Source organism: Dactylosporangium sp. NPDC049140, assembly GCF_040648435.1.
Map to the genome: position 1 here is coordinate 194,058 of NZ_JBEZDS010000012.1, position 24,430 is coordinate 218,487.

The following is a 24,430-nucleotide window of genomic DNA, read 5'->3' on the forward strand; positions in this document are numbered from 1 at the left end:
GTCCGGGACGGGCCTGGCGGGCCCGGCCCGGGAGGCGCACGATCGAGGCCATGCGAAGTGCTTTGCTCGTCATCGACATCCAGGAGTCCTTCCGGCAGCGGCCCAGCTGGGCGGCCGTGTCGAACCCGGACATCGCGGCCACCGTGGCCCCGCTCATCGCCGACGCCCGGGAGCGCGGCGACCTCGTCGTGTGGGTCCTGCACAGCGAGCCGGGCACCGGCGGCGTGTTCGACCCCGCGGCCGGCCACGACTTCATCCGCCACCTCGACGGCCTCGAGCCCGTCGCCGGCGAGCCCCAGCTCGTCAAGACCAGCGCGAACGCGTTCACCACGACCGGCCTGCAGCAGCTGCTCACCGCCGAGGGCATCCGGCACCTGATCGTCACCGGTATCCAGACCGAGCAGTGCTGCGAGACCACCACCCGCGTCGCCGGCGACCTCGGCTACGACGTCACCTTCGTCACCGAGGCGACCGCCACCTTCCCGATCGCCCACCGCGACGAGCGCGGCCGCCCCTACGAGGAGATCCTCGCCAGCCCGCGCACGCTGTCGACCGCGGACGTCATCGCACGCACCGAATATGCTCTGGCCGGCCGCTTCGCCACCATCGCCACCGTCAAGGAGGTCCTCGCCCGGTGAGGATCGTCTTCCTGCTCGTGCCGCAGGTGCACCTGCTCGACCTGGCCGGCCCCGCACAGGTGTTCTCCACCGTGCGCGACCTCGGCCTCGGCTACGAGCTGCACTACGTGGCCGAGCGGGAGGAGGTACCCACCGCGCAGGGTCTCCCGCTGCGCGCCCGGACCCGGTGGCCGGAGCTGGGCCGCGACGACCTCGTGCTGGTCCCGGGCTGGCGCGGGGCCGAGTTCGGCCGCAACGGCCTGCTGACCGGATCGACCCGCGCCCGGATCGCCCGCCACCACGCCGACGGCGGAACGGTCGCGAGCGTCTGCGCCGGCGCCGACGCGCTCGGCCAGGCCGGCCTGCTCGACGGGCGCCGCTGCACCACCCACCACGGGCTGCAGGAGCACCTCGCGGAGCGCTACCCGCGGGCCCGCGTGGTGCGCGACGTGCTCTACGTCGTCGACGAGCGGGTCGTCACCTCGGCCGGCATCGCCAGCGGCATCGACCTGGCACTGCACCTGGTGGCGACCCGCCACGGCCCGGCGGTGGCGGCCCAGGTGGCCCGCGAGATGGTCGTCTACGCCCGCCGCAACGGCGACGCGCCCCAGCACAGCGCGATGCTGCGCCACCGCGACCACGTGAGCGACGTGGTCCACCGGGCGCAGGACGTCATCGACGACCGCTTCACCGAGCGCCTGCCGCTGCGCGACCTCGCCGCCGCGGCCGGGGTGAGCGAGCGGACCCTGACCCGCGCGTTCGGCGACGCGACCGGGCTGACCCCGCTGCGGTACCAGCAGCTGCTGCGCCTCGAGCGCGCCGAGCACCTGATCGGCCACGGCGCGACGGTCGACGCCGCGGCCCGCTCGGCCGGCTTCGAGGACGCGCGCATGCTGCGGCGGCTGAGAGCAAGAACGGCCGCCGGGAGCCCCGGCGGCCGTTCCCTCGAGCGGAGTACTACGGGTTGATCGTCAGCGTGAACGTGCTCGTCGTGTTCCTGATGTTCTCGGCGTTGTCCGAGAACGTCAGGTGGTTGAACGTGACCGACCCGCGCGCCGGGCCCTGCCCGGGCTCGGGCAGCTCGTTCGCCCAGATGCCGATCCCGGACTTCGCGTCGAACGCGTCACCACTGCGCTTCGCGCCGCTGATGGTGATGTTCGTGAAGATGGTGTCCGTGAACGTGAACTCGGGCGTGTTCGGGTCCTTGTACTTCGTCTGGAACATGATGCCGGAGTACGTCGGGTCCACGATGTCCACATCGGACACCCGGACCCCGCGGAACTCCTTCGAGGCCGAGAACGCCCAGATCGCGCCGAACGCCTGCTGACCCCAGAAGTGCCCGCCGTCGCGCACGAGCGACACGTTCTGGATCGTCGTGGGCTGCGTGCCGAAGCCGACGAACGGGTAGCCGAAGTCCAGCGAGCTGATCGTGATGCCCGAGTACGTCAGCATGTCCGCGATGTACATGTTGCGGAACGTGTTGCTGTACCCGCCGTAGACCGCGAAGCCGGCCGCGCGCCAGGTGAGGGTCGCGGACAGGTTCTCCCACAGGTTGTCGTGGTTGCCCACCGAGCCGCCGCTGTCGATCGCGGAGAACAGCGCGAACGAGTCGTCACCCGTGCTGCGGGCGTCGATGTTGTTCAGGTGGGTGTTCGTCGTGTCGTTCGTGAAGTTGATGCCGTCGGCGAAGGTGTCCCGGATGCGGCTGTTGGAGATGTTGATGCCGCTGTTGTGCACGCCCCAGTACATGCAGACGGTGTGCTCCACCCAGACGTTGTCGATCGTCAGGTTCTGGTTGTCCTTCAGCTCGCCCCATACCTTGCCGGGGCCGTCGATGCGCTCGACGTAGTTGCCGAAGAAGGCCAGGTTCTTGAACGTGGAGCCGTTCGCCGAGGTCTGGACCCGGAAGCCCGCATCGGTGTTCTGCTGGTCCTGCGGCGTGGTGAACTTCGTGTACCACGGCCCGGCCCCGACGACCTGGATCGCCTTGCTGTTGATGTCGAACTTCCCGGTGGTGACGTAGGTGCCCGCCGGGAGGTAGACGCCGACCGCCGTGCTGCTCTGCGTCGCCGTGTTGAAGGCGTTCTGCACGTCCTGCTGGGTGAAGCCGGCCGGGGTGATGTACGTGGCCGGGTTCGGGTTGGCGATCGGGGCGACCTGCTCGGTGTTGATGAAGTCGACCGCGATGTTGCCGCCGTTGGCCGCGTCCTTCTGCAGCTTGATGGTGCTGCCGGCGTTCACGGTGCTGTCGAGCAGGACGTTTGCCTCGTCGTAGATGTGCCGCGGGCCGGTGCCGGGGGAGTTGGTCGGCGACGCCTCGTTGCCGTAGAGCCACGTGTACTTCGACGTCAGCTGGATCGCCTTGGCGAAGGAGCCGTTGACGTACACGTTTACCGACGACGTGGTGCCGTCCGGGATCGAGAACCGCACGACCACCGTGTTGGTGCTCTGCCGCGTGGTCCACTGCACGGACGACCCGGTCGAGTTCAGCGTCACCGCCTTGCGGCCCGACGCCTCGCCGGCGAGGTCGCCGATGGTGCGGTTCGGCCCGACGACCTGCGCGCCGCCGCCGACCGTGCCGTCCTCGGCCTCGTACATGTCATAGGGCATGTTCGCGCCCCGCCCGACGAACAGCGGGTTGTCGCTGGTGTTGTTGGCCTGCTTGACCGCCAGCTCGTTGGTGTCGTTGGCGAGCACGGTGTGCACCGTGTACTTGCCGTTGACCGCGGTCCACGTGCCCTGGCTGACGACCGGGGAACTGGCGCCGGCGGCGAGCGTCCCGGTGTACGACCCGGTCAGCGTCTTCACCGTGGCCCCGGTGGCGTCCTTGAGCGTCAGCGTGACCCCGTGCGCACCCGAGCCGCTGGCCTGGGTGCCCTGGTTCTTGATCACGACGGTGAAGGTGACCGTGTTGCCCGCCGACGGGTTCGACGGCGACCAGGCCACCGGGGCGGCGACGAGGTCCGAGGACTGCACCGGCTGCACCACGAGGTTCGAGCCGCTGGTGAACGAGTTGTTGGTCTCGTCGGTCTCGATGACCGTGTTGCCCTCGTCGACCTTCGCGCTCACCGTGTACGTGCCCGCGGTGCGCGGCCCGATGTTCGCGGTGAACGTGCCCTGCGCACCGGCGGCGAGACCGGTCACGGTCGCGGTGCCGGCCAGGACGGTGCCCTGGGCGGTACCGAGGTAGAAGTTGACGTTCGTCGCGCCGGAGGCGGCCGAGCCGTTGTTCTTCACCGTGGCGGTCAGGTTCACCGAGTCCGTCTCGATGGGCGCGGCCGGCGACTGGCTGATGCCGGTGATCTGCAGGTCCGGGTTGGGGGCCGGGGTACCGAAGACCTGGAACTCCGCGACCTGGCCCGACGGGGCGCCGGTGTTGGAGTTGAACTGCAGCCGGACGTCGGCGACCCGGGCGCTGACGGTGATGTCGACCGAGTTGCCGCTCGCCGGGTTCCAGGTGTAGTTGGCCGCCGACACCAGGCTGGTGTACGTCGACGAGCCCTGGTCACGGCCGAGGACCTGGACGTTCTGGGTCCGCGTGCCCCACGCCGAGCTCGGGTCGAGCTTCAGCGTGATCTTGCTGATGTCGTGGTTGGCGCCGAGCTTCACGGTGAGCGTCGCCGGGTAGCCGGCCGCGCCCTCCCAGTAGGTGGTGACGCTGTTGTCGTTGGCGTTGGCCGGCACGAACGTGAAGACCGAGCCGCTGGCCTCCATCGTCTTGCCCAGCGCCACGTTGGTCCCCGGCGGCGGGGTGCCGGTGCCGGTGCGGGTGACCGTGTTGCTGGCCGCGGAGGCGTTGCCGGCGGCGTCGCGGGCCTTCACGTAGTAGCTGACGGTCGCGGTGTCGGGCTGGCTGTCCGTGTAGGTCAGCACGTTGCCGGCGACCGACCCGCGCAGCGAGTTGTTCGCGTACACGTCGTAGCCGGCGATGGAGCCGCTGTTGTCGGTCGACGCGGTCCAGGTGAGGTTGATCTGGCCGCTGCCCGGCTGGGTGTAGGCGAGGCTCCCGGGCGCGGTCGGCGCCTGGGTGTCCGGAGTGGTACCCGTGCGGGTCACCGTGTTCGAGTTGGCCGACTGGTTGCCGGCGGCGTCGCGGGCCTTCACGTAGTAGCTCACGGTCGCGCTGTCGGGCTGGCTGTCCGTGTACGTCAGCACGTTGCCGGCGACGCTGGTGCGCAGCGCGCCGTTGGCGTACACGTCGTAGCCGGCGATGGAGCCGCTGTCGTCCGTCGACGCGTTCCAGGTCAGCTTGATCAGGCCGCTGCCCGGGATCGTGTACGCGAGGCTCCCCGGGGCGGTCGGCGCCTGGGTGTCACCGGTCGTCGGCCCGTACACCTCCAGCTCGGACAGCTGCGCGGCCGCCCAGCCGGTGTTCGCCGAGATGCTGACCCGCACGTACCGGGTCGTCGTCTGGGTGAACGGGATGGTCACCGTGTTCGCGGCGGTGGGCGCGAAGTTGTACGAGTTCGACGCCACGATGTCCGAGAACGTGCTGCCGGTGGTGCTGCCCTGCACGGCGAGGGTCTCGGTGCGCGCGCCCCAGGCGGCGGGCAGCTTCAGCACCACGGAGCTGACCGGCACCGCGGAGCCGAGGTCGACCTGCAGCCACTGCGGCAGGGCGCCGGAGCTCTCCCAGTAGGTGTCCTGGTTGGAGTCGCCGCCGTTGCCGGGCACGTACTGCGCGTTCTGCGTGCTGGCCGTGAACGTCTTGCCCGCGGCCAGGTTGCTGCCGGCGGTGGACACGCCGTAGATCTCGAACTCGGAGACCTGGGCGGCGGGCCAGCCCGTGTTGGCCGAGAAGTTCAGCCGCACGTACCGCGTCGTCGTGGCGTTGAAGCCGATCGTGACCGTGTTCTGGCTCGCGGGGTTGAAGATGTACCCGGCCGAGCCGACGATCGTGGAGAAGCTGGTCCCGTCGTTGCTGCCGGTCACCGTCAGCGTCTCGGTGCGCGTCGCCCAGGCGGCGTCGTTGGGCAGCTTCAGCTTGATCTGGTCGATGCTCTTGGCGCTGCCCAGGTCGATCTGGGCCCACTGCGGCCAGGAGTTGTTGGCGCTCTCCCAGTAGGTGCCCTGGTTGCCGTCGTTGATGTTGCCGATGCCGTTCTGGCCGTTGGTGCTGCTGGAGGTGGCGGGCCGGCCACTGGCGAGATTGGGGCCACCGGCGGCCTGCGCCGGCAGCGTCTGCGCCGTCACGGCGACAAGGGTGGCCACGGCGAACGCCGCGAGCACCCTCCGCGTCACGAGCCTTCTGCTCATCGGGATCCTTCGTCGTCTCAATGCGTCCGAACGGGGTGTGTTCAGTGCGGTGGCGGCGCGCTGGGCGGAACGGGCGCTTCCCGCGGGCGGGATTGGCGGTGCGCTGTCGGCGGTCCGGGTGCGGCGGCGGCCACAGAGGTTCAGTCGGTCGGGACGTGCTTCGTTCAGGGTGTGTGGATGCGCAGCACGGCAACCCTCTCCGTAGGCGGGGTGGTGGGACGGTCGCATCGGGTTGGCGGTGCCGGCTGCGATCGAGTTGCGGAGAGTAGCGTAAGTCTGACGAGCGCTTGTAGGAATCTTGCACTACGTTGCGCCAAATGTTGCAGACAAGCTACCGGCAAGTCAACGGTTCTTCGGTTGTGTGCCATCCCGTGTGATTGACGCGTTGGAATATGCGCGGCTGGTTGCCCCTGTCCCGCCGAGTTTCGAAACGTGCCTGATTCGTTGCCCGTAGGTCTGGTGCAGCCGGGATGTTTCGTGGTTGATTCGTCGGACGGACCGACGAATGAGCCGCATCGATGCGGTGGCTCCCGGTCGCCGCGGCCCCTCGGCAAGGCCGCCGCACCGGACCCACGAGCACCGCGCCGCTGAGGCCACACGCGACGGACGCCCGCGAACCACGCGGCGCATCCGGCCGCCGGTCCGCCATGTCCGTAGTCACTGAGTGGGCGCGTCCCGGCCGCCTCGGCCCGCACGCGCCGCGGCCGCAGGGGTGAGAACGATGGTGAGCAAGGAACGCGCGGGCGCCGGATCCGCGGAGGAGCCCACCGACCAGCTGGCCCTGCGCCGCACCAACCTGACCAGGACCCTGCGCCACATCCGCACGAACGGCCCGCGCTCGCGGGCCGCGATCGCGGCCGCGACGGGCCTGCACAAGGCGACCGTGTCGAGCCTGGTGGACGAGCTGCTGACCCGGCGCCTGGTCCGCGAGATCGGCGCCGAGCACTCGGGCACGGCCGGCCGGCCCGGGCGCGGCATCGCCCTGAGCCCCGACGTCGGCGCGATCGGCATCGAGATCAACGTGGACTACCTGGCCGTCCACGGCGCCGACCTGACCGGCCGCACGGTGATCGAGAAGCGCGTGAGCTTCGACGCCATGCACCGCGACGTGGAGCGCTGCCTCGAGGACCTGACCGAGGCGGCGCGCCGTTCCGTGGCCGAACTGGTGCGCCGGGGCGTGACGCCGGTGGGTCTGACGGTGGCGGTACCAGGCCTGGTCGACGTCGCTCGCGGCGTGGTCGTCCTGGCCCCGAACCTGGGCTGGCGCGACGTCCCGGTGGCGACGAGGCTGGCGCACGGCCTGGCCCCGGGCCTCTGGATCGGCGTGGACAACGACGCGAACCTGGCCGCCCTGGCCGAGTACACCTGGGGCGTGGCGGCCGGCACCGACGACCTGGTCTACCTGACGGGCGAGGTCGGCGTGGGCGGCGGCGTGATCGTGAACGGCCGCCTGCTGCGCGGCGCCGACGGCTTCTCGGGCGAGGTGGGCCACCTGCCGGTGGAGCCGGGCGGCGCACCCTGCGGTTGTGGCCGGATCGGTTGCTGGGAGACCAAGGTGGGCCTGGCCCAGCTCGTCCGCAAGGCCACCCCGGACGCCGCCTACGGCCTGGAGGACGGCCCGATCCCGGACCCCCAGGAGCGCATCGCGGAGATCAGCCACCGCCTGCAGCGGGGCGACGAGGCCGCGACGGAGGCCGTGGAGGAGGTGGGCCGCTGGCTCGGCCACGGCGGCGCCATCCTGGTGAACCTCTTCAACCCGCGCGTCATCGTCCTGGGCGGCTACTTCGCCGAGCTCGCCGACCACCTGATCCCGTCGGCCCAGGCCAACCTGGCGAGGCTGGCCGTGGCCTCGACCGCCGCGAGATGCAACTTCGTGGCGTCGCATCTGGGGTTCACGGCCGCCGCGCGCGGCGGAGCGGGCGTGGTGGTGGAGCGGATGATCGAGGACCCGACGGCGGTGGCGCTGGGCACCCGGCCCCAGCCGGACCACGCGCAGCGCCCCCTGCTCCTGGCCGGCCCGTAGACCGCGCGCCGCGACGTCAGCGGGCCGCCAGCGGGATCGAGATGTCCGCGGAGCGGGTGGGGCCGGGCCGGATGCTGACCCGCACCGGCCCCGACGCCGACCTCGCGTGCTGGACCGCCCATGCGGCCAGGGCCTCCATCACCAGCCAGGCCTCGGGGTCGGTCTCGGCCGTGGGCCGGTGGACGTACGCCTCCTCGTGCTCCGGCTCGGTGCGCAGCCCGAGGTCGGGGAAGCGCGCGGCCACCCGCTCGGCGTCGCCGGGCCGGAGCGGGCGGCACCACTCGACCGGGCCGTCGCTGTCGGCCGTCACCAGGCCGTGGTAGATCACGAACGGGGCCTCGAGCTCGTTCGCGGGGCGGGGCACGCCGGCCTCGCGCATGCGGGTGACGAGCAGGTCGCGGCCCACGAGGACGAGCTCCTCCGGGGTCACGTGCCGGCGCAGGGTCAGCAGCCGCCGCTCGGGTACGGTGCGCACCCGCACGTCGAAGCGCGGCGCCGCGCGGCCCTCGAGCTCGTCGACCAGGTACCCGGCCAGCACCCGGCGGCCGTGGTGCTCGAACTCGGCGCGGGCCCAGTGCTCCGCGACCCGGCGCGCCGCCCGCGCCGGCTCGGCGTCGGCCATCGCGGCCACCTCGGGCAGGGGCACGCCGAGCTGGCGCAGGGCCACGATGAGCCGGGCGCGGGCGGCCTGGTCCGGGCCGTACCAGCGGTAGCCGGAGTGGGCGTCGACCCGCTCCGGGCGCAGCAGGCCCATCTCGTCGTAGAGGCGCAGGGCCCGCTGGGACAGGCCGGTTCGCCGCGCGAAGTCCCCGATGCTGAGCAGCTCCACGCCTCCCACGATCCACCCTCACGCCGGGTGAGGGTCAACCGCCTTCGGCTTCTCGAACCGCAGGCGCTGGGTCAGCGCGACGCACCCGAGGACCAGAACGGCGGCGGCCACCGCGACCGGCGGGACGTGCTCGTGCAGCAGCCACGCCGACCACGCGAGGGTGAGCACCGGCTGGGCCAGCTGGACCTGCCCGACGCGCGCCACGCCGCCGCGGGCGAGGCCGGCGTACCACGCGAAGAACCCCAGGAACATCGAGATCACGGTGAGGTACCCGAAGCCGGCCCACCCGGCGGCCGGGGCGTGCGGCGGGTGGCGCAGCGCGGCGACGGCGGTGATGGCGACCGTGGCCGGCAGGGCGAGCACGAGTGCCCAGCAGATCGTGCGGGCGCCGCCGAGCTCGCGGGCCAGGGCGCCGCCCTCCGCGTACCCGAGGCCGCACAGCGCGATCGCGGCGAGCAGGAACAGGTCCGCGGGGCCGAGCGCGCCCGAGACGGCGCCGCTGAGGGCCAGGAAGACGAGCACGGCGAGCAGGCCGGCCGCGCCCGCGAGCCAGAACGCCGGTGTCGGGCGCTCCCGGGCGCGCAGCACCGCGAGGCCGGCGGTCACGGCGGGCAGCAGGGCGACGACGACGGCGCCGTGCGCGGCCGTGCTCGTCTGCAGGGCCAGCGACGTGAACATCGGGAAGCCGGCCACGACGCCGAGCGCGACGACGGCGAGGCGGCGCCACTGGGCCGCGGTCGGGCGGGGGGCGCGCACGGCCGCGAGGTACGCCACGGCCAGCAGGCCCGCGCCGACGGCCCGGCCGAACGCGACGAACCACGGGTCGAGGTGCTCGACGGCGACCCGGGTGGCCGGCAGCGACATGCTGAACGCGAGGACGCCCAGCGCGCCGAGGGTGGCCCCCGTTATCGCGTCCGAGCGAGTAACGCTATCCTTGCTTCTCATGAATGACGATAACGCAGCCGGTCGCGTTATCCAAGATCTCCGGGCCGTGGCGGGCGCCGCGGCGCCGGGGACACGGCTGCCGACCGTGCGGGAGCTCACCGCCCGGCACCAGGCGTCGCCGATCACCGTCACCCGGGCGATCCGGGCCCTCGCGGCCGAGGGCGTGCTCGACACGCAGCCGGGGCGGGGCACGTTCGTCGCCGCGCGCGCCGCGGCCAAGCCCGCGTCCGACCTGTCGTGGCAGTCGATCGCGCTCGGGCCGCGGCCGGCCGGCGAGGACGCGCTGCAGGCGCTGCTGGCCGTGCCGCGGCCCGGGGCGATCGCGCTGTCCAGCGGGTACCTCGACGAGGACCTGCAGCCCCTCGGCGCCCTCGGCGCCGCGCTCGTGCGGGCGGCCCGGCAGCCGGCGAGCTGGCAGCGCGGGCCGGTCGAGGGGCGGGAGGACCTGCGCGCCTGGTTCGCGCGGGCCGCCGGCGGGGCCCTGCGCGCCGAGGACCTCGTCATCTGCCCGGGCGGGCAGGCGGCGCTGTCGACCGCGTTCCGCGCCCTGGCCGCGCCGGGCGACACGGTACTGGTGGAGTCGCCCACGTACCTCGGCGCGCTCGCCGCCGCCCGCGCCGCCGGGCTGCGCGTCGTGCCGGTGCCGGCCGACGACGCCGGGGTGCGCCCCGACCTGCTCGCCGCCGCGCTGCGCCGCACCGGCGCCCGGCTGTTCTACTGCCAGCCGCTGTTCGCCAACCCGCACGGCGCCACGCTCGTGCCCGGCCGCCGCGCGGCGGTGCTCGCCGAGATGCGCGCCGCGGGCGCGTTCCTGCTCGAGGACGACTACGCGCGCGACCTCGCCATCGACGCCGACCCCCCGCCGCCGCTGGTCGCCGACGACCGGGACGGCCATGTGGTGTACCTGCGCTCGCTCACGAAGTCGGCCGCGCCGGGGCTCCGGGTGGCCGCGATCGGCGCCCGGGGCCCGGCCGGCGCCCGGCTGCGCGCCGCGCGCGTGCTCGACGACTTCTTCGTCACGGGCCCCCTGCAGCAGGCCGCCCTCGACTTCGTGACCTCACCGGCGTGGCCGCGACACCTTCGCGCACTGCGGGCGGCCCTGCGCACGCGCCGCGACGCCCTCCTCGACGCGGTCCGGCGTCACCTGCCGGCGTTGGATCCGCCATCGGTACCGCGGGGAGGCCTCCACGCCTGGCTCCGCCTGCCCGACGGCACCGACGACGTCGCGGTGACGACGGCCGCGGCCGCGCTGCACGTGGTCGTCTTCCCGGGCCGGCCGTGGTACGCCGCCGAGCCGGACGCGCCGCACCTGCGCCTCACCTTCGCCGCCGCCCCGCCGGCCCTGCTCGACGAGGGCGTGCACCGGCTCGCTCAGGCGCTGCGCTCCACGGCGTGATACCGGGCGATCTCGGCGTACACCCGCTCCTTGTCCGGGACGATGTCGCGCAGGCCGACCGCCACGCCGGTGCCGTTGAACGCGCGCCACAGCTTCGGGTCGTCGCCGAGCCCGTAGGCGCCGGGGTGGTCCGGCGCGGTGCCCGGCCGGACGGTGACCATGAGGATCTCGTGCCGCCGCCAGGGCCGCCGGCGGACCTGCCCGACGATCTCCCACGGCAGGAAGACGTCGACGGCGTCGATCCAGAGCCCGTCCGCCTGGACGGTCATGATCCGGCCGAGCCCCGCGGCCGCGCGCAGCCGCTTCAGGGCCCCGCCGACCAGCAGCAGCGAGCCGAACATGAACCCGAGCAGCCCGGCGACGGCCCCGGGCACGAGCGCGGCGAGCAGGTCGTCGAGCTGGTGCGCGATGAGGCTCATCTGCACGCCGAACAGCGCCGCCAGCAGCGCGTACCCGACGGCCATGACGGTGACCATCCGGCGGTACCGCCGCCGGCGCGGCCCGGCATCCGCGCGTACGACAAACACGCGTGGCATTGTGCCCTACGGCCGCACGCCCGGCGGCCGGCGCTCAGGCGGACTTGGGCGGGGCCCAGCCGCTCGTGCCGGTCGGGGTGCTCAGGATCTCCAGGAGGCCGAGCAGGCTCAGGACGCGGCGGATGCCCGGGCTGGGGTTGACGATCCACAGGTCGCTGTTGTTCGTGACGGCGTGGGCGCGCGCGCTGACGAGCTTGCCGATGCCTGTCGAGTCGATGAAGGTCACCAGGCTCAGGTCCACCTCGACGGCGCGGGCGCGGACGTCGTCCACCGCGCGGAAGAGCACCGAGCGCAGTTCGCCCACGTTCTCCAGGGTGACCTCGCCGGCGACGCGGACCCGCAGCGCCTGGTTGGGCAGCGGCTCGACGGTGACGTTGAATTCGGGGAACACGGCGAAACGATCGGCGGGACTCATCGGGCTCAACACCTTCCAACATCTGAGCCGCTCTCACGATACGGGCATTCGCCCGCCGCGTCACCCCGGACCATCACGAAGGGCTATTCGTTCAGTACCGAACGACATCGGGATCGGCGGCCACGCGCAGGCCCCGCAGCTCGTACGCGCTGATGTCCGGCTTCATCGCCACCCGCGGCGGGCTCGTCATGCGCAGGCCCGGCAGCGCGAACAGGCGGGTGAGGAAGATGTCGGACTCCTGGATGGCGACGTGCGCGCCGGGGCAGCGGTGCGGGCCGTCGCCGAAGGAGAGCACGGCCGGCGCCACGCCGGTCGCGACCGGGCGGGCCGGGCAGACGGCGCCCGGGTCCGGGCCGACCGCCCCGGGGTCGAGGTTCGCGGCGTGCACGGCGACGTCGACGAGCGCGCCGGCCGGGATCGTCGCGGTGGTGTCGCCGTCGGGCACGGTGATCTCGGCCGTGGTGCGGCGCTTCAGGTTGCCGACGACCGGCTCCAGGCGCAGCAGCTCGTGCAGGATGGCGATGCGGTCGGGTTCGAGGCTTTCGCGGTACCGAAGCCGCAGCTCTTCGTTCGTGAAGAGGTGCCAGGCGGCCAGATTGATGAACTCCCGGGTGGTGACCATGCCCGCGGCCGCGAACGTGATCACCTCGCCCAGGATCTCGCCGTCGCGGCAGCCCTCGTCGAGCAGGTGCGAGATCAGGTCGTCGCGGCGCTCCCGGCGGCGCGGGCGGATCGCGGGGCGCACGTCCTTGAGGTAGATGCCGAGGAACTGCACGTTCTGGCGCAGGAACCAGCGCAGGCCGGTCAGGCTCGTGAGCCCCGGGCGGCCGAACTTCTCCGGGAAGAAGCGCTCGAGGCGCCCGTCGATGCCGGGGCGGCTCTCGGTCAGGCCGATCACCGCGGCGGCCACGTCGATGGCGAGCCGGAAGCTCAGCGTGGACAGCTCGGCCTCGCCGTCGCGGCGCAGGACGGCCAGCTGCCGCTCGGCGATCTCGACCATGAGCCCGCGATAGTGCTCGTCGACGCGGCGCGGGGTGAAGAACCGGGCGGTTTGGCGACGGTACTCCCGGTGCTCGGCCCCGTCCCGGTAGAGCACCGGCCGGCGAATCTTCGGCGGCAGCCTCTCGACCGTCTCGACGCCCAGCCCCGCCTGAACGGTGTCGGCGCTGCGCAGCACCGCCCGCCCGGCGGCGTGCCCGCTGACGTGCCAGACCCCGTCATCGCCCCGCGCGACCGGGCCCGTGCCCCCGGCATCGCCGCGATCGACCTTGCGTGACGAATGCATCGACATACTGTAAAGCCTGTCCCTCTACGGTGGGATGGGCTCGTACGCGTGTTCGAACTCCGGTAGACTTGGAGCCATGATTGACCTCGCGTACCAGCCCTCGATGTTCGACGTCGCCGGGCCCTCCCTCGGGTCGCTGACCGGGCAGGTCACCCGCCATCACCTGAGCCGGGGCGCGTGGGTCGATCACCTGCCCGGCTGGGTGCTGGGGTCCGACGCCATCCTGCAGACGCTGGTGCACGACGTGGAGTGGCGGGCCGAGCGCCGCAAGATGTACGACGACGTGGTCGACGTGCCGCGCCTGCTGCGGTGGTACCCGGCCGAGGAGACCCTGCCGCACCCGCTGCTGACCGAGGCCCGGCGCCGGCTCACGGCGCACTACGTGGAGGAGCTCGGCGAGCCCTTCATGACCGCGGGCATGTGCCTCTACCGCGACGGCCGCGACAGCGTCGCCTGGCACGGGGACACGATCGGCCGCGGGGCGCGCTTCGACACCATGGTGGCGATCGTGTCGTTCGGGTCGCCGCGGCCGCTGCTGCTGCGGCCGCGCGGGGGCGGGGACAGCGTCCGGTTCCCGCTCGGGCACGGGGATCTGGTGGTGATGGGCGGGTCGTGCCAGCGGACGTGGGAGCACTGCGTGCCGAAGACGGCGCGGGTCGTGGGGCCGCGGGTGTCGGTCCAGTTCCGTCCGGCTGGGGTTGCTTGAGCGTCAACCGCTTCGGATTCAGCTGACTCCCACCCCCGTCCGACGCTGGCCGGGCCCGCGCACCCGCCCGCCACGGCCGGCATCACTTCCGGCTGAGCCGCTTGAAGAGCGTCCCGGCCGCGTCGATGACCGCGTAGTGCTGGTAGTGCAGCGGTTCTACGTTGACGACGACCGGCTCCGCGGACCCCCAGTAGCCGAGCAGACGCCACTGGGGCCGCTGAAAGCTCCGCCAGGCCACCCCGTACCACAGGCGTTCGCGGCGATCATTTCGCTCGTCGAAGATGCGGAGGGCCCACGCCTGCGTGACCGCCCGATTCCGCGCCACGACCTGCGATGGCCGCAGGCCGCGGTCGAGCAGGACCTGAGGGTCGTCGAGGTCGAGGATCGACAGGTCGTCGGGGAGCCGCAGCGTCGCGAGTGCTTTCCGGCTGCCCGGAAGCCGCTTCTCGGTGAACATCGTGTCCGGCCACGTCTGACGGTTGCCGAAGACCTCGCCGATCGCGCCGCACGGGTCGTACGAGAGGTACCAGACGGAGTACGAGGCCGGATTGTCCAGTCGGCCGCCACCGCGTCCGGGGTGCAGGTACGACGGGTGACCCGGCTGGCCCGGCGCCGCCGAGGGCAGGTGGGGAAACACCCGATAGACGAGCATCAGGCGAAGACCCCCTCGGCCTCGGCCTCCAACGCCACCAGCACTTCGTCCGGCCCCGACTGCAGCAGCACGTCGATCGGACGGGCCCCGCCGAGGTGGTCGTTGACCGAGCGGAGCCAGGACGCGATCACCGTTTCGTCCCAGACGTCGGCGGCCGCGTCGATCACGCTCCTCACGTCGTCCACGCGCCGCGCCACGACGGGATCGACGGGCTCGCCGACGGCCGCCGGGTCCGAGAGCCCCAGCGCTTGAGCCGCCGCCCGTGGCCCGCCGGCCGCCTGCACGAAGATGGCCGGCACGACCACGTCACCGAGCTTGAGACCGGGCGCGCGGATGAGGGCCGGCGCCCCACCGCCGCCTTTCATGATCAGCGCCGGCCGTTGCGGCACGCCGGCTCTGGCGAGGACGGCCGTGGCGTGCTCGTAGACCTCGGCAACGTCGATGACGCCGTCGCCGTCGAGGTCGGCGCCTCCCTTCAAGGCGCCGATCAGCGCCGAGGTGAAGAGCGAGCCCGTCGCGCCGCGGTGAGCCGGCTCCATGTCCGTCGCGGACGTGATGACCGCTCGCTGCCGGTATGCGTCGAGCGGAGGAGGGCTGCCACCGCCGGCGGCCGCCGTCAGCATGTGGATCGATTCGAACGCCCGACCGGCATAGCAGCAGTCGAGGACGATGACGGAGATCGAGGCCCGGCTCGCATCGAGGAGATCGCCCAGCCGCCGGGCCGGGAAGGCCGTCCGTTCCAGATCATCGGCCGTGGAGTCCGCGGCGGCGAGGTACAGCTCCGACGAGGCCGAGACGAGTCCGTGACCGGCGAAGTAGAAGAGGAGCACGTCGCCGAGCTCGGCGGCTCGGAACGTGCCCTCGACGGCGGATCGCAGCTCCTCGACGGGCGGATCGATGGCCTCTGTGGCCGTGAACCCGCCCAGAGCCGGGTCGGTCAAGACCGCACGGAGCTCCTCGACTTGACGGGCGACGCCCGGCAGCGGGGGAAGGCTCTCGTACGTGGAGATTCCGATGAGGACAGCCGTTCGCCCCGTCACAACACCTCCAGCCGAGCGTTCTCAGCAAGATCAGAGTCTTGCTCATATTGAGCATAACTTATCGGAATTCGGCCGTCGAGACCTGCTCACTCCGGCGGGGGGCCGTAGTCGGAACCTGGCTGCTGTTCAAGTCGCCGGATCGGCGGATGTGACTGCCGAACGGTCGCTCGGCGCTGCGCGGCCACGCCTGTGCTGACCGTGAGTCCGCCCAGGTCGTGCGGTGACCCCGCTGGAGTGACATATGCGGTGACCCCGCTGGAGTGACAATGGGGGCGTGCGCATCGCCTTTGCCGCTGATGACAGCAACGCCACCACCGAGGCCGTCCTCGCCCACCTCGCCGAGGCCGGGCACGAAATCCTGCGCATTGATGAGCTGCCCTGGCCCGATCTCGGGGCCGGTGTGGGCCGGGCCGTGGCGGCTGGATCGGCCGAGTTCGGGGTCGTCATGTGCTGGACCGGGACCGGCACCGCGATCGCCGCCAACAAGATCCCGGGGGCCCTGGCCGCGGTGGCCTGGGACCCCTGGGTGGCGCGCGGCGCGCGTCTGTGGAACGACGCCAACGTGCTCGCGATGAGTCTCAAGCGGCTCGCGCCGGACGTTGCCGTCGAGGTGCTGCGCGCGTTCCTGGAGACGCCGGAGCCCGATCCGGACGAGGCCGCCAGCATCGCCCGGTTGAAGGGCTTGGACAAGAATCGGTAACGCACGCAACCGAATCGGCGCTCGGCGTCGGCGTTGACGGTGACCAATCCGTTATGTGGTAAGGGAGTCGCGAACGCAACCGGGGTGATGAGCCCGAGGTCTTTGCACAGTGAACGGCGACGCACATCGCCGTCCACGCGACGCAGCCACCAAACATCGTGCGACCCACCCGGTGGGCGTGGTGCATGCCCACGCCCTGGACACAGTGGACCATCCACTGTGGACCACCTGACTGGGCGATGCGCGCTGCCCGCGTGCGGAAACCCCGAATCCGCGGCCCCACAACCGCGGCACCCGGAAAGGCCTGCTCGTGAACGTGACACATGCCGATATGAGGAGACGCGTGCTGGTGGCCGGAGCGGCCGCCGCGACGCTCGTGCTGTCCGCCTGCGGAGGCGCTTCCAGCAGCGACAATAGCAGCAAGGACAATGGTCAGAAAGCGTCGTCGGGCTACAACGCGGCCGTCACCGGGGTGGTGAACCCGTCCGGCAAGAAGGGCGGGACGCTCAAGCTCACCATCCACGACAACCCGGACTCGCTCGACCCGCAGATCGCGTACTACGCGAGCGAGTGGAACCTGATGAAGGGCTTCTACGTCCGCACGCTGCTGGCCAACGACGCGAAGCCGGGCGCCGACGGGCTCAAGCTCGTGCCGGACCTGGCCACCGAGGTACCCACGCCGGAGGACGGCGGCAAGAAGTACACCTTCCACATCAAGCCCGGCGTCAAGTTCGAGGACGGCTCGCCGATCACCTCGAAGGACATCAAGTACGGCATCGAGCGCGTCTTCGCGCTGGAGGTCGTCAACGCCGGCCCGAAGTACCTCGTGGACCTTCTCGACCAGGGCCAGAAGTACCCGGGCGCGTACAAGGACACCGACCCGGACAAGCTCGGCCTGCGGTCGGTGCAGACGCCCGACGACAACACGATCGTGTTCACCCTGGCCAAGGCGAACTCCGACTTCCTGTACCACATGCAGATGCCGGTCTCGAGCCCCGTGCAGAAGGCCAAGGACACCGGCACCCAGTACGCCAACCACCCGCAGTCCACGGGCCCGTACAAGTTCGAGTCCTACGACCCGGGCAAGAAGCTCACGATGGTCCGCAACGACCAGTGGGACCAGAAGACCGACCCGGTGCGCAAGGCGCTGCCGGACCGCGTCGAGGTGACGTACGGCACCGCGGTCGAGGAGATCGACAACCAGCTGCTGGCCGAGGAGGTCGACCTCGACATCGCCCAGACCGGCGTGCAGCCCGGCTCGCAGCCGAAGATCCTGCTCAACCCGGAGAAGAAGAAGAACGCCGACGCGCCGGTGACCGGCTTCATCCGGTACGTCGCGATCAGCACCAAGGTCGCGCCGTTCGACAACGTCCACTGCCGCAAGGCCGTGCAGTACGCGCTGGACAAGACGGCGATGCAGACCGCCCGCGGCGGCGCCGAGGCCGGCGGTGACATCGCCACCAACATGCTGCCGCCGACGATCAACGGCCACGACGACGCCGACGACCTGTTCAACACCAAGTCCGGCAAGCCGCAGGTCGACAAGGCCAAGGAGGAACTGGCCGCGTGCGGGCACCCGAACGGCTTCGACACCGTCATCGCCACCCGCAACACGGGCAAGGAGATGAAGACGGCCGAGGCGTTGCAGCAGTCGATGTCCGCGATCGGCATCAACGCCCGGATCGACCCGCAGGACGCGGCGCTGTACTTCCGCTCGATCATCGGCTCGCCGAGCAACGTGCACAACAAGGGCTACGGCCTGATGCTCGCGGGCTGGGGCGCGGACTACCCGTCGCCGGCCGGTTTCCTGCAGGTCATCGTCGACAGCCGGGCCATCTCCGAGTCGGGCAACAACAACTACGCCGAGCTCAGCGACCCGTCGATCGACGCGCTCATCGACCAGGCGGCGGCCGAGCCCGACCAGCAGAAGAACGCCGAGCTGTGGAAGCAGATCAACAAGAAGGTCTCGGAGTCCGCGGCGTACATGCCGTTCACCTACGACAAGGCGCTGAACTACCGCAACCCGCGGCTGACGAACGTCTACGTGACCCAGTACTACGGTCAGGTCGACTTCGGTAACCTCGGCGTCTCGTGACGCGTCCCGTGAAGCGTCCCGTGAAGCGTCCCGTGACACGTCCCGGGAAGCGTCTCGTGACGCGTCTCATGAGCTGACCGCTGCATGCAGTGCCCGGGTTGACGAGGGACTTCCCGGGCACGCGGTCACACGGCCGGCCGCTCTCCTCCTTGGGCGGCCGGCCATCGCCGCACGGGTGACGCCGTCTCAGTACGCCACGTTGACCCGACGGTGGATCCAGCCCGGCTCCGCCAGCGCCCGCAGCATCGCGTCGGCCACGTCGGCGCGCGACAGCAACCGTCCACCCCGGACGTTCACGTCGAGCACGGTCCGGTACGGCCGGTTCGGCCCGTCGGTCAGCCGCGGCGGCGCGATGAGCGTCCAGTCGAGCCCGCTGTCGCGCAGCACCCCCTCGGCGACGGTGAGGTCCGTGAACCCCTCGCGGAAGATGCGGTGCACCAGCGGCTTGGCGACGTACCGCATGACGACCCCGTCGCCCGAGTCGGCCACCCGCCCCGCGGCGTCGACGCTGATGATCCGCCGCACGCCCGTCGCCCGCATGGCGGCCGCCTCGGCCCGGGCCCCGTCGGCCTGTACCGTGCTGCGCGCGCCCGGGTCGCCCACGCGGCGCGCCTTCATCTCCGCGGGCCGGATGCCGAGCGCGGAGAGCACCGCGTCCCGCCCGGCCACCGCGGCCGCGAGCGCCTCGGCGTCGTCCAGGTCCGCCACCACCACGTCGCAGCCGAGGTCGGCCGGGCGCCGCGCGACGGCGGTCATCTCGTGCCCGCGCTCCTGTCCGAGCCGGATGAGCTGCCGGCCGATCCCGCCGGTCGCCCCGAAGACGGTCAGCTTCATGAGAGACTTCCCCCTGTGGTTAGTAAGTACTCACTAACCCCTACAATGGCATGGGTTCGGGAAATTCGGAAGGGGCACCGGTGGCGACGACGCGTGACGTGATCCTCGACGCGGCCGCGCGGGTGCTGCGCGAGCGCGGGCTGGCCAACGCCACCACCAAGGAGCTGGCGCGCGCGGCGGGCTTCTCCGAGGCGACGCTGTACAAGCACTTCCGGGACAAGCTCGAGCTCATGCTCGCCGTGCTGCACGAGCGCGGCCCGCAGTTCATCCCGATGCTCATGACGCTGCCCGCGCGGGCCGGCTCGGCGCCGGTCCGCGACATCCTGACCGAGCTCGCGGCCGTGTGCATCACGTTCTACCGCGACGGCTTCCCGATGTTCGCCTCGATCTTCTCCGACCCGCAGATCCTGGCCGCCCACCGCGACAACCTGCGCGCGCGCAACCTGGGGCCGCACCGGGCGAACGAGGGCCTGGCCGCGTACCTGCGCGCCGAGCAGTCTCTGGGCAACATCGCCGCCGACGCGGACCCCGACGCCCTCGCCGGGCTCGTGCTCGGCGCGTGCTTCCAGCACGCCTTCATCACGTTCTTCGCGCCCGACCCGGTGGCCGACGACAAGGCCGCGGCCGCCTTCGTGGCCGGCCTGCGGCTCTGACCGCGCGAAGCTAACCCGCCGCGGGCGAGCGCGTCCGGCGCCGCGCGGGGCACGGTGGGCACATGACGGTGAAGGACCTGGCGACGCTGACCCCGAGCGGATACCCGGCGGTCTCCCTGCTCATGCCGACCCACCGCACCGCGCCGGCCAACCAGCAGGACCCGATCCGCCTGCGCAACCTGCTCGCCGAGGCACGCCGCCGGCTGGACAGCGACGAGACGGTGCCGCGGGAGGTCGCCTCGCAGGTGTACGACGAGATCGCGACCGCCGCCGAACGGGTCGACCTGCGGCACGCCGGCGACGGGCTCGCGGTGTTCGCCTCGCCGGGCCAGGTGCACGTGCGCGTCCTCGACAGCCCGGTCCACGAGCGGGTCGTCATCGCCGACACGTTCGAGGTCCGCGACGTCGTCGCCGACGCGGCCCGGCGGCACCGGTACTGGGCGCTCGTGCTCTCCGAGCAGCCGACCCGCCTGTGGAGCGGCGACGGCCCCGAGCTCGTCGAGGTGACCACGAACGGCTTCCCGTTCACGCACGAGGGCATGGGCATGCCGCGCGACTACGGCCAGGAGCCCAGCAAGCACGAGATGGAGCGGCACCGCCAGTTCTTCCGCGACATCGCCGGCGCCCTCGCCGCGATCGACCGCCTCGACACCCGGCCCCTCTTCGTCCTCGGCGTCGACCGCTACCTGCCGTACCTCGCCGCCGAGTGGCCGCGCCCGTTCGCCGGCACGGTGCTGGGCAACTACGACCACGCGGGCGCGCACGAGGTGTACGAGCTGCTGGCCCCCCGCCTCGCCGCGTACACGGCGATGGAGCAGGTCGCCGCGCTGGAGTCGCTGGACGCGGCGCGCGGCGCGAACCGCTTCGCGGCCGGACTGGCCGAGTGCTGGTCGCTGGCCCACCAGGGCCGGGGCGCGCACCTGCTGGTCGAGGAGGGCTACCACAGCCCGGCCTGGGTCCACGACGACCACCTGCACCCGCCGGACCAGGAGCCGCACCAGGACGCGCCCGGCGTGCTCCTGGACGACGCGGTCGACGACATCGTCGAGTCGGTCGCCCGCCAGAGCGGCGAGGTCACCTTCGTGGGCGACGACAGCCTCGCGAGCGACGGGCGGATCGCGTTGATCGTCCGGTACTGACGCCGATCCTTTAATATTTGGACACCGACCATCGGGCGGTCCTCGAAGCCTTCGGGCGGAGGGGGCCGCTCATCCGTGTCCGGTCACATGGCGCGGTAGGTGCGCACCGAGGTCAGGTGGGTACCGTCCGAGGTGAAGACCCACGCGAGCAGGGATTCGCCCGCCCGCCCGACCGCAACGTGACCCGTGATCGAGTCCAGTTCGAAGCGCAGCGCCGGCCGGGCCGCGCGGATGCGGGTCACCGACTCGGCGACCTGCTCCGGCGTCGTCACCTCGGGATGGTTGTAGTCGGTCCAGGCGGGGGAAAGGACGTCGGAGGCGGCGGAGGTATCGCCGGAGTTCCACATCGCGAAGTACCGCTCGATCAGGGATTCCACGGCGTCATTCTCGCCCGGGCCATCCCCGGGCGTTACCGCGGGCGTGAGTTCAGTCACCAGCCGTTGGCTGATCTTGCGGAGTGTGCAAGTTTTGGCCAGGGAAGCGAGGTGGTTGTATGGGGCGCGCTGAACCAATCGGCTGGGAAGCCCACCGCCGGGCCGTGCGGGCCCTCGAGGACTCGTACGCCGCCATCCCGCCGGGTGAGACCGTTCGCCTGGCGAAGAAGACGTCGAACCTGTTCCGGCCGCGCGACACCGTGCACCACGGGCTCGACGTGAGCGGCCTCGGGGGCGTGATCGAGGTCGATCCGCAGGGGCGTACGGCCGAGGTGCAGGGCATGTGCACGTACGAGGACCTCGTCGACGCGACCCTGCCGCACGGGCTGATGCCGTTCGTCGTACCCCAGCTGCGCACCATCACACTCGGCGGGGCGGTGACCGGGCTCGGCATCGAGGCGACCTCGTTCCGCCACGGGCTGCCGCACGAGTCGGTGCTGGAGCTGGACATTCTCACCGGGGCCGGCGAGGTGCTCACCGCGCGGCCCGACAACGAGCACGCCGAGCTCTTCGCGGCGTTCCCGAACTCGCTGGGCAGCCTCGGGTACGCCACCCGCCTGCGCATCGAGCTGATGCCGATCGCCGCCGCGGTCGCCACCCGCAACCTGCGCTTCGACGACGTCGACGAGCTGCTCGCGGCCGTCGGCGAGGTCATGAAGACGGGGGAGCACGACGGCATCGCGGTCGACGTCATGGACGGCGTGGTCTTCCGGCCGGGCGAGTCCTACCTGGTGCTGGGCCACTTCACCGACGAGCCGGGCCCGACCGGCGACTACACCGGGCAGGACATCTACTACCAGTCGCTGCGGGCCAAGGGCGCCGACCGCCTCTCCGCCTACGACTACCTGTGGCGCTGGGACACCGACTGGTTCTGGTGCTCGGCCGCGTTCGGCGCGCAGATCCCCGCCGTGCGCCGGCTGTGGCCCCGGCAGTACCGCCGCTCCGACGTGTACCACCGCATCGTGCGCTGGGAGAACCGTTACGGCGTCGTCGCCCGCATCGACCGGTGGCGGGGCCGGCCCGACCGCGAACGGGTCGTGCAGGACGTCGAGCTGCCCCTGGAGCGCACGGGCGAGTTCCTGCGGTGGTTCGCCGAGGCGGTACCGATGGCGCCGCTCTGGCTCTGTCCCTTGCGCCTGCGCGAGCGGGAGTGGCCGCTCTACCCGATGCACGCCGGGCAGGCGTACGTGAACGTCGGCTTCTGGGGCACCGTGCCGGTCGAGCCCGGCCGCGCCGACGGCGACGTGAACCGCCTCATCGAGGACAAGGTCTTCGAGCTCGGCGGCCACAAGTCCCTCTACTCCGATGCCTACTACGACCGGGAGACCTTCGACCGGCTCTACGGCGGCCTCGCGTACCGCGCCGCCAAGGACCGCTACGACCCCGATCATCGACTGACCGACCTCTACGACAAGGTTGTGGGGCGCAGATGACCAGCACCTACCGTTCGACGAACACCCAAGGATCGGTACCCGGCCAGCCCCGCCGCCGGCCCCCGGTACCCAAGGTCGCCGACATCGTCCGGGCCGTGACGGCCGGCGAGCCGGCGGTCCGCATCACCGCCTACGACGGCAGCGCGGTCGGCCCCGAGGACGCCGTCATCGGCCTGCACGTCGCCTCCGAGCGGGGCCTGTCCTACCTGCTCACCGCGCCCGGCGACCTCGGCATGGCGCGCGCGTACGTCACCGGCGACCTCGAGGTCCGCGGCGCCCACCCCGGCGACCCGTACCCGGCGCTGCGGGAGCTGGCGACCGGCCTGCAGCTGCGGATGCCGCCCGCCGCCGAGGTACTGCGCCTGGTGCGCGGCCTGGGCTGGGAGCGCCTGCGCCCGCCGCCGCCCCCGCCGCAGGAGGCGACCCCGGGGTGGAAGCGCACCCTGGCCGGGCTCGGCCTGCGCCACGCCAAGGGCCGCGACGCCGAGGCGATCCACCACCACTACGACGTCTCGAACCGCTTCTACGAGATGGTGCTCGGGCCGTCGATGACGTACACCTGCGCCTGCTACCGCTCGGAGTCCGACACGCTGGAGCAGGCCCAGTCGAACAAGTACGACCTGGTCGCCGGCAAGCTCGCGCTCAAGCCCGGCCAGCGCCTGCTCGACGTCGGCTGCGGCTGGGGCGGGATGGTGCGCCACGCGGCGCGCGAGTACGGCGTGCGCGCCCTCGGCGTCACGCTCTCGCGCGAGCAGGCCGGGTGGGCGCAGGCGGCGATCGAGCGCGAGGGCCTCGGCCACCTCGCCGAGGTGCGCTTCCTGGACTACCGCGACGCGCCGCTGGAGCACTTCGACGCGGTCAGCTCGATCGGCCTCACCGAGCACATCGGGGTGCGCAACTACCCGCGGTACTTCGGGGCCCTGCGCGACCGCCTCAAGCCGGGCGGCCGCCTGCTCAACCACTGCATCACGCGCTCGGACAACCGCGCCTCGCACAAGCCCGGCGCCTTCATCGACCGCTACGTGTTCCCCGACGGCGAGCTGGCCTCGCCGGGGCGCCTCGTCAGCGCCGTGCACGACGCGGCCTTCGAGGTGCAGCACGAGGAGAACCTGCGGCTGCACTACGCGCTCACGCTCGCCGGCTGGAACCGCAACCTGGTCGAGCAGTGGGACGCCTGTGTGGAGGAGGTCGGGCTCGGCACCGCGCGGGTCTGGGGCCTCTACATGGCCGGTTCGCGGCTCGCGTTCGAGCGCAACGAGATCCAGCTGCACCAGATCCTGGCCACCAAAACGACAAAGGACGGGGTCTCGTCGTACCCGTTGCGCCCCGACTGGACGGCTTAGTACGACTTTGCACGGTTATGGCCGATAAGCACGGGCTTATCGGCCATAACGGTATTTAGTCGTGTGTCAACTCCGTAGGACATGAGTGGATTTATCCGG

21 protein-coding genes are annotated in these 24,430 nt (G+C 71.8%); 11 read left to right on the top strand and 10 right to left on the bottom strand.

All coding sequences use genetic code 11. The features are described 5' to 3' along the window. Positions 1-50 precede the first annotated feature (50 nt). Together AB0B76_RS21845 and AB0B76_RS21850 are read left to right on the top strand one after the other, a co-directional pair. Positions 51-638, top strand: a complete 588-nt coding sequence (locus tag AB0B76_RS21845; protein ID WP_360377903.1) for an isochorismatase family protein — start codon at positions 51-53, stop codon at positions 636-638. Continuing rightward, the gene (locus AB0B76_RS21850) at positions 635-1,585 is read left to right on the top strand and encodes an AraC family transcriptional regulator (RefSeq protein WP_360377906.1); all 951 of its coding nucleotides are present in this window, start codon (positions 635-637) and stop codon (positions 1,583-1,585) included. Before AB0B76_RS21845 ends, AB0B76_RS21850 begins: the two co-directional genes overlap by 4 nt. On the opposite strand, the gene AB0B76_RS21855 is transcribed toward AB0B76_RS21850, so the two are convergent. Then, complete coding sequence (locus tag AB0B76_RS21855) at positions 1,575-5,873, bottom strand: discoidin domain-containing protein (protein ID WP_360377908.1); 4,299 nt, start codon at positions 5,871-5,873, stop codon at positions 1,575-1,577. The genes AB0B76_RS21850 and AB0B76_RS21855 overlap by 11 nt on opposite strands. Positions 5,874-6,594: 721 nt before the next feature. On the opposite strand from AB0B76_RS21855, the gene AB0B76_RS21860 reads away from it, so the two are divergent. Continuing rightward, positions 6,595-7,896 carry an ROK family transcriptional regulator gene (locus AB0B76_RS21860; protein WP_360377911.1) on the top strand — a complete coding sequence of 434 codons (1,302 nt, stop codon included), beginning with the start codon at positions 6,595-6,597 and terminating at the stop codon, positions 7,894-7,896. Between the two features lie 16 nt (positions 7,897-7,912). Here AB0B76_RS21860 and AB0B76_RS21865 read toward each other — a convergent pair whose 3' ends face one another. Both AB0B76_RS21865 and AB0B76_RS21870 read right to left on the bottom strand, forming a co-directional pair. Next, on the bottom strand, positions 7,913-8,725 hold the full coding sequence (locus AB0B76_RS21865) for a helix-turn-helix domain-containing protein (RefSeq protein WP_360377914.1): 813 nt from the start codon (positions 8,723-8,725) through the stop codon (positions 7,913-7,915). A gap of 18 nt (positions 8,726-8,743) precedes the next feature. Then, positions 8,744-9,670 carry a DMT family transporter gene (locus AB0B76_RS21870; RefSeq protein WP_360377916.1) on the bottom strand — a complete coding sequence of 309 codons (927 nt, stop codon included), beginning with the start codon at positions 9,668-9,670 and terminating at the stop codon, positions 8,744-8,746. Between AB0B76_RS21870 and AB0B76_RS21875 the strand changes: the two genes are divergently transcribed. Then, positions 9,669-11,066, top strand: a complete 1,398-nt coding sequence (locus tag AB0B76_RS21875; RefSeq protein ID WP_360377918.1) for a PLP-dependent aminotransferase family protein — start codon at positions 9,669-9,671, stop codon at positions 11,064-11,066. The two genes, AB0B76_RS21870 and AB0B76_RS21875, sit on opposite strands and share 2 nt — an antisense overlap. On the opposite strand, the gene AB0B76_RS21880 is transcribed toward AB0B76_RS21875, so the two are convergent. From AB0B76_RS21880 to AB0B76_RS21890, 3 genes are all read right to left on the bottom strand, one after another. Next, positions 11,042-11,593: a hypothetical protein gene (locus AB0B76_RS21880; protein ID WP_360377920.1), complete on the bottom strand. Its 552-nt coding sequence runs from the start codon at positions 11,591-11,593 to the stop codon at positions 11,042-11,044. The genes AB0B76_RS21875 and AB0B76_RS21880 overlap by 25 nt on opposite strands. Before the next feature lie 43 nt (positions 11,594-11,636). After that, the gene (locus AB0B76_RS21885) at positions 11,637-12,017 is read right to left on the bottom strand and encodes an STAS domain-containing protein (RefSeq protein ID WP_360377922.1); all 381 of its coding nucleotides are present in this window, start codon (positions 12,015-12,017) and stop codon (positions 11,637-11,639) included. A 91-nt stretch (positions 12,018-12,108) separates the two neighbouring features. Beyond that, a complete protein-coding gene (locus AB0B76_RS21890) occupies positions 12,109-13,302 on the bottom strand; it encodes a cytochrome P450 (protein ID WP_360377924.1) in 1,194 nt (397 codons plus the stop codon). 76 nt (positions 13,303-13,378) lie between these two features. Between AB0B76_RS21890 and AB0B76_RS21895 the strand changes: the two genes are divergently transcribed. Further along, entirely contained in the window at positions 13,379-14,008 is a 630-nt protein-coding gene (locus AB0B76_RS21895; RefSeq protein ID WP_360377926.1) for an alpha-ketoglutarate-dependent dioxygenase AlkB, read from the top strand. A gap of 82 nt (positions 14,009-14,090) precedes the next feature. On the opposite strand, the gene AB0B76_RS21900 is transcribed toward AB0B76_RS21895, so the two are convergent. Beyond that, positions 14,091-14,660, bottom strand: a complete 570-nt coding sequence (locus AB0B76_RS21900) for an RES family NAD+ phosphorylase (protein WP_360377928.1) — start codon at positions 14,658-14,660, stop codon at positions 14,091-14,093. Next, complete coding sequence (locus tag AB0B76_RS21905) at positions 14,660-15,700, bottom strand: caspase family protein (protein ID WP_360377931.1); 1,041 nt, start codon at positions 15,698-15,700, stop codon at positions 14,660-14,662. The genes AB0B76_RS21900 and AB0B76_RS21905 overlap by 1 nt, the downstream gene beginning before the upstream one ends. Before the next feature lie 274 nt (positions 15,701-15,974). On the opposite strand from AB0B76_RS21905, the gene AB0B76_RS21910 reads away from it, so the two are divergent. Together AB0B76_RS21910 and AB0B76_RS21915 are read left to right on the top strand one after the other, a co-directional pair. Further along, a complete protein-coding gene (locus AB0B76_RS21910) occupies positions 15,975-16,400 on the top strand; it encodes an RpiB/LacA/LacB family sugar-phosphate isomerase (RefSeq protein ID WP_360377934.1) in 426 nt (141 codons plus the stop codon). A gap of 331 nt (positions 16,401-16,731) precedes the next feature. Then, on the top strand, positions 16,732-18,495 hold the full coding sequence (locus AB0B76_RS21915) for an ABC transporter substrate-binding protein (RefSeq protein ID WP_360377936.1): 1,764 nt from the start codon (positions 16,732-16,734) through the stop codon (positions 18,493-18,495). Positions 18,496-18,681: 186 nt separating this feature from the next. On the opposite strand, the gene AB0B76_RS21920 is transcribed toward AB0B76_RS21915, so the two are convergent. Then, the gene (locus tag AB0B76_RS21920) at positions 18,682-19,329 is read right to left on the bottom strand and encodes an NAD(P)H-binding protein (protein ID WP_360377939.1); all 648 of its coding nucleotides are present in this window, start codon (positions 19,327-19,329) and stop codon (positions 18,682-18,684) included. A gap of 80 nt (positions 19,330-19,409) precedes the next feature. Here AB0B76_RS21920 and AB0B76_RS21925 point away from each other — a divergent pair, with 80 nt between their 5' ends. Continuing rightward, positions 19,410-19,982 (top strand): helix-turn-helix domain-containing protein, encoded by a 573-nt coding sequence (locus tag AB0B76_RS21925; protein WP_360377942.1) that lies wholly within the window; start codon positions 19,410-19,412, stop codon positions 19,980-19,982. A gap of 62 nt (positions 19,983-20,044) precedes the next feature. Further along, positions 20,045-21,121 carry a hypothetical protein gene (locus AB0B76_RS21930; RefSeq protein WP_360377944.1) on the top strand — a complete coding sequence of 359 codons (1,077 nt, stop codon included), beginning with the start codon at positions 20,045-20,047 and terminating at the stop codon, positions 21,119-21,121. A gap of 83 nt (positions 21,122-21,204) precedes the next feature. Here the strand turns inward: AB0B76_RS21930 and AB0B76_RS21935 are convergent, their stop codons facing one another. Next, on the bottom strand, positions 21,205-21,498 hold the full coding sequence (locus AB0B76_RS21935) for a nuclear transport factor 2 family protein (protein ID WP_360377947.1): 294 nt from the start codon (positions 21,496-21,498) through the stop codon (positions 21,205-21,207). A gap of 116 nt (positions 21,499-21,614) precedes the next feature. Here AB0B76_RS21935 and AB0B76_RS21940 point away from each other — a divergent pair, with 116 nt between their 5' ends. Together AB0B76_RS21940 and AB0B76_RS21945 are read left to right on the top strand one after the other, a co-directional pair. Beyond that, a complete protein-coding gene (locus tag AB0B76_RS21940) occupies positions 21,615-22,988 on the top strand; it encodes an FAD-binding oxidoreductase (RefSeq protein WP_360377951.1) in 1,374 nt (457 codons plus the stop codon). Next, positions 22,985-24,331: a class I SAM-dependent methyltransferase gene (locus AB0B76_RS21945; protein ID WP_360377953.1), complete on the top strand. Its 1,347-nt coding sequence runs from the start codon at positions 22,985-22,987 to the stop codon at positions 24,329-24,331. Before AB0B76_RS21940 ends, AB0B76_RS21945 begins: the two co-directional genes overlap by 4 nt. Positions 24,332-24,430: the final 99 nt, after the last annotated feature.